At 38.7% G+C, this 4,628-nt stretch carries 7 protein-coding genes; all 7 read right to left on the reverse strand.

Features of this window, described 5'->3' with window-relative positions:
• Complete coding sequence (locus F6K49_RS35715; RefSeq protein ID WP_293104404.1) at positions 1–564, reverse strand: oligosaccharide flippase family protein; 564 nt, start codon at positions 562–564, stop codon at positions 1–3.
• An 81-nt stretch (positions 565–645) separates the two neighbouring features.
• Positions 646–1,290: a hypothetical protein gene (locus tag F6K49_RS35720; protein ID WP_293104407.1), complete on the reverse strand. Its 645-nt coding sequence runs from the start codon at positions 1,288–1,290 to the stop codon at positions 646–648.
• A gap of 138 nt (positions 1,291–1,428) precedes the next feature.
• On the reverse strand, positions 1,429–2,166 hold the full coding sequence (locus F6K49_RS35725) for a class I SAM-dependent methyltransferase (protein WP_075900371.1): 738 nt from the start codon (positions 2,164–2,166) through the stop codon (positions 1,429–1,431).
• 47 nt (positions 2,167–2,213) lie between these two features.
• The gene (locus F6K49_RS35730) at positions 2,214–3,056 is read right to left on the reverse strand and encodes a GNAT family N-acetyltransferase (protein WP_293104412.1); all 843 of its coding nucleotides are present in this window, start codon (positions 3,054–3,056) and stop codon (positions 2,214–2,216) included.
• 224 nt (positions 3,057–3,280) lie between these two features.
• The gene (locus F6K49_RS35735; RefSeq protein WP_081431218.1) at positions 3,281–3,487 is read right to left on the reverse strand and encodes a DegT/DnrJ/EryC1/StrS family aminotransferase; all 207 of its coding nucleotides are present in this window, start codon (positions 3,485–3,487) and stop codon (positions 3,281–3,283) included.
• A gap of 13 nt (positions 3,488–3,500) precedes the next feature.
• Positions 3,501–3,674 (reverse strand): hypothetical protein, encoded by a 174-nt coding sequence (locus F6K49_RS35740; protein ID WP_158069616.1) that lies wholly within the window; start codon positions 3,672–3,674, stop codon positions 3,501–3,503.
• 19 nt (positions 3,675–3,693) lie between these two features.
• Positions 3,694–4,628, reverse strand: a 935-nt coding sequence (locus F6K49_RS35745; RefSeq protein ID WP_293104420.1) for a glycosyltransferase, incomplete at its 5' end; no start/stop codon positions are given.

Below are 4,628 nucleotides of genomic sequence, written 5' to 3' on the forward strand. Positions count from 1 at the left end.
TCAAAGCATAACTGTTGTTACTGTCACTAATACTAATGATTGGTAGACCAAGCTCCATACCCCAAATCCTAGAAGAGCTGAACCAATGCCAACGAAGGAAGCAGACACGATCGCACAAATTTCTATTTTGGCTAAGGTATTGAATGCTAAATTTTTTTCTAAAATGGCTTTCTGTAAGATGCTGATACCAGAAATAAAAAAGTTCAATGAGAGGAATCTCAGAACTGAAGTGACCCTCGGTTCCTGATAAAAACTGGCAGCCAGTGGTGAGATAACAAAGATAACAAATATCCCTAAGATTCCCAAGGCTACATTGATCCAAAAGAGGCTATGCAAAAGTGCATCAGAAATATTTTTCCGCTGAATTACTGCTGATGAGGTGCCCAAATCCTTAAACAGGTCTATAAATGCGATCACAATCATCGCCATGCCCAGTAAGCCAAAATCAGAAGGTGAGAGTAGGCGGGCAAGGATAGCAGTAGTGACAAACTGCATCACCTGCCGCCCGACTTGGGACACTAAAGACCACTTTACTCCAGATGTGGCAACTCGTTTAAGGGACATTAAATCTTCCTCTGCAAAGCTCTTTGACTATTTATTCAACTTATTCAACAGATGTACGTCTCACTTAAAAATTACTACCAGCTAGGCATAATCTCTAAGAGCAGACTTGAAAAATTCAATGTTCTTTTTGTATTCATTGCTGTTTTTTAGCATTTTTTTATAAACCCAAATCCAGAAACTATCGTATATTACTTTGGAAAGATGAATGACTTTTGCTTCGACACCTATTAGAGCACAACAAGCGGCGGTATGCTTTCCATCAGCAATAAAGTATCGCCCATCAACATTAAATACTTTGATTGGTTCATAATTACCAATTTTTATTGAATTCATTTTTTCTTGATATTTTGTTTTGAGAAATGCTATATAATTATGGTTGACTTTGCGAGGTGATCGAAAATCTAATATTCCTCTATTCACTCTTTTTACATAACTAGACTCCATGACATCTTTGTTATTTTTAAGATTTTTCATTAAATCAAAATGTGGAGAGTCAACAATATTAGTGTTGACAAGAGTATGTGAGTCTTTTAATCCATCGGCACAGAGGTATAAGGATTCCAATTGTAATGATTTAATCTCGCCAACACAAAAATATTTTAATATGTCGCTTGAGAGAAGTTGGTTAAAACATTTAATACCAACTTCAGATTGATATAAGATGGAAATATCTAATTTGTAGCAGATTCCATTAACTTTATTTAAAATAACTTTATTTAAAAGCATATAATACTCCAATTATCCTCTATACTAATCCAATTCAAATTATATAAGAAATAACCTGAACTTTTTCATGGTGAGTGGACCCATAAAATATTGCCCGAACAAAAGCATTAATAGTTCAAGTTATTTTTTATAGTTTGCTTATTTTGTTTCCGATTCAATGAGTACCTCGTAATACTTCATAGTCGATAGATAGTCACTACTTACTTTTTTAATTTTCCGAATCTCCCGTTGTGCCAAATAATCTAAAGAGACATCAAAAGCCCAGGGAAGAAGTTTAGCCACGCGGAATGAAAGATGTGACACCTTAGACAAATAACCACCGCGAACTCTACAGACTGACTTGACAGAAAAACTATTAGATATCTCATTCTTGTAGTCAAGTTCAGTTAGCACAAGCATTCCTGACGCCGAAGTCTGATTGGAGAGACTGACCTGCTCATCCATAATTAAACATCCCCCCGGAACTAGGACGCGGCGTATTTCAGATAATATTTTCTGGCAATTAGGTTCCTTGATCAGATACTGAAATACGCCACTGGAAAGGCAAGTATCAAAACTGTTATCTGGGAAAGGAATTTCTACACCATTGAAATGAATAAATTTTAAAATAGGTGACTGATGAATATCCTTTGCCACCTGAATCATGTTTTCAGATGAGTCAATTCCTGTATACTCAATTCCCAAATTTGTAATCCTAGGAGCAAATCTGCCAGTACCGCAGCCAAAATCCAAAAGTTTTTTTGATTTTTTCAACTTTTCCTGAATCAAGCGCCACTGAATCTGATCAATCAGGCGATTCTTGAAGCCTTGATTGTCAGACGGATCAATAACTGCTTGCAGAATTCCTAGTTTAGCATATGTGTCCCAATCTGTCATCGAAATGAATCTCCTATATAGAATATTTTTTGCTTACAATACGTGTTTTATCTAAGCTTGGATTTGACTGCTGCAAGAACACGGGTGATTGAATCTTCAGCAGTTACAATGGGACATGACAGAGCTTCACTTCCAAACCTTTGCTTGAATTCTTTTACTCCCTCATGCCCACCACTAGGATTAAAATCAAAGCAGTCATACTTCTGCTCACAAGCATCTTTGATGCTCTCATACATCAGAAGATTGACTGGACGAAGATGAAAGAAATCTTCCAGAGTTGCACCATGCCAATACACTACATGTTTTTTTGCGTAAAAACAGAGTATTCCAGAAACAACTTGCTCTTGATAAATTGCTAACCAAAGCTTGGTGTTAGCTGAATGTCGCTGAAAAATATCATTAAACAATTCCCATTCATATTTAGAAGAAGCCTTATCTCCCCATCGCCTCAAGGAGTCTTCGTAAACCTGATAATAATGGCTCCAATCATCGAGCGTAGAGGCTGTTTTTACTAAAAAACCGGCTTTTTTTGCCTTTTTGGTCGCAGATTTATGCCCCCTTGACCATTTCTTGTAGATAGCCTCAAACTCAACTTGCAGCTTGATGGTATGAGTTTCATCATCTTGGCTATTGATTAATCCTAGTTTCAAGGCAAGCTGATCATAAGGATTCATTCGCCAATAGAGATTACCAAGTTTGTTACTTAAAAAATCAACTAATAAATTGGCATGTTTGACATCAAGCTGATCCACACAAATCCAACCACCAAAAGTTCCTGCTGGAGAAGAAATATATTGTTTACCCAATCCTTTGAATCTTTTCTGCGATGAAAGCGGAAGCAATGCCTTTTTTCCGTCTGAGAATAAAATTAGCTTAGGCTCCGGACGCATCTTGCCCTTGGTATAAACATTCCAGATTTCTGCCCACTCTCGGGAGTGAAAGTAGGTTGCATAATCGCATTCTTGCCAAATTAAATCCCACTCATCCGCAGTGGCTGTACGGATCCTCGTAATCGAAATACTCATTTTTGTGGACTTTATAAATTTATAATTTGATGAATTTTCCTTTAACAGAAAGCTTTAAACTGCGACAAACTTTCACTCCTACAGATGTATTATTTGAGCAAATTTTTAACCGCAAAAATTACATCATTAACATCCTCATTCGTCAACTTGGCTGACAAGGGCAAACTCACTGTTTGCCTTCCAATAGCCATCGCTTTTGGATAATTTTCTGGCTGCCAACCAAAGGTTTGTTGATAGTAAGGATGTTCGGGAATACTTAGATAATGCACCCCAACCCCGATATTTTCAGCCGTCATACCATCAAGAAACTCATCCCGGCTGTGCTACTTTCGGATCAGTACCCAACCAACCTGTTTGCATACTGGCAACAACTTCCTGAATTTCTGCATCTTCGATAGCAGGAGATCGAAATACTAAGAACCATTCTTTGGGGCGAATAGGAAGAGAATTTTTGATACTAACGTTAGGAGTTATGTTTTCCAAAAACAGTAATCAGATTTGTTTATCGTGCAAAACTTGATAGACGCCGACGCAGACTGTAAAATACCTCTAGAAATCTGCTGTAGCCCTTAGGTCCGAAGAAGTGCATCAGTGCGATCGCAACACTCAAACGGATAAAGTTTAGAGAGAAGCGCATCTGAGGATAGTGTAGAAGCACTTGCTGACGATAATAATTTGCCTGTCGGTAATCACTCTCAACCGTCTGCAGAGATTTCCAAGCTAAGTTGAGGTTGGCATAACCATAGCTATGGCTTTTGAGATAAAGTAGCTCAGAGGGTACAGATTGAAAGCTTTTCTCGATGATCCTAGTCAGAGATTTTTCTACCAATTGGCAATTTTTGGACTTACTACTAGAAAGCTGTCGATAGTAAGCTAAAGGTTGCTTGATTAGAGCAAAAGGGTAATTAGCAGCAATGCGAATCCACAGATCCCAATCCTCAGCGGAGCGCAAGTTAGGGTCAAATCCTCCAGTCGTTTCAAAACAGCAACGACGTGCCATTACTGAAGAACAAGTGATGGGGTTGCACTCAAGCAGTTGCTGCCAGACATCCCCTTCTGCAGTAGGAATAAAAAATCTACCTGTAGGCTGACTGTGCTCATCTACCAAAGCAACCCAACTATGCACCAAGCCTACTTTGGGATGGTCATCGAGACAACGCACCTGTTTTTCCAGCTTGGTTGGTTCCCAGAGGTCATCAGAATCTAACAATGCAATATATTCCCCTTGAGCTTGAGCAATTCCTGTATTACGGGCTACGGATACGCCTTGGTTGGCTTGGGCAATAAATTTCACCCGTGAGTCTACTAGTTCAGCAGCCCATTGCTCAACACCATCCGAGCTACCATCGTCAACAATTAATATTTCAAAGTCAGTAAAGGTTTGCCGAAAAACACTATCCACCGTTTCCGGGAGATAGTTCATGGAATTATAGGCAG

It is taken from the genome of Moorena sp. SIO3I6 (assembly GCF_010672095.1).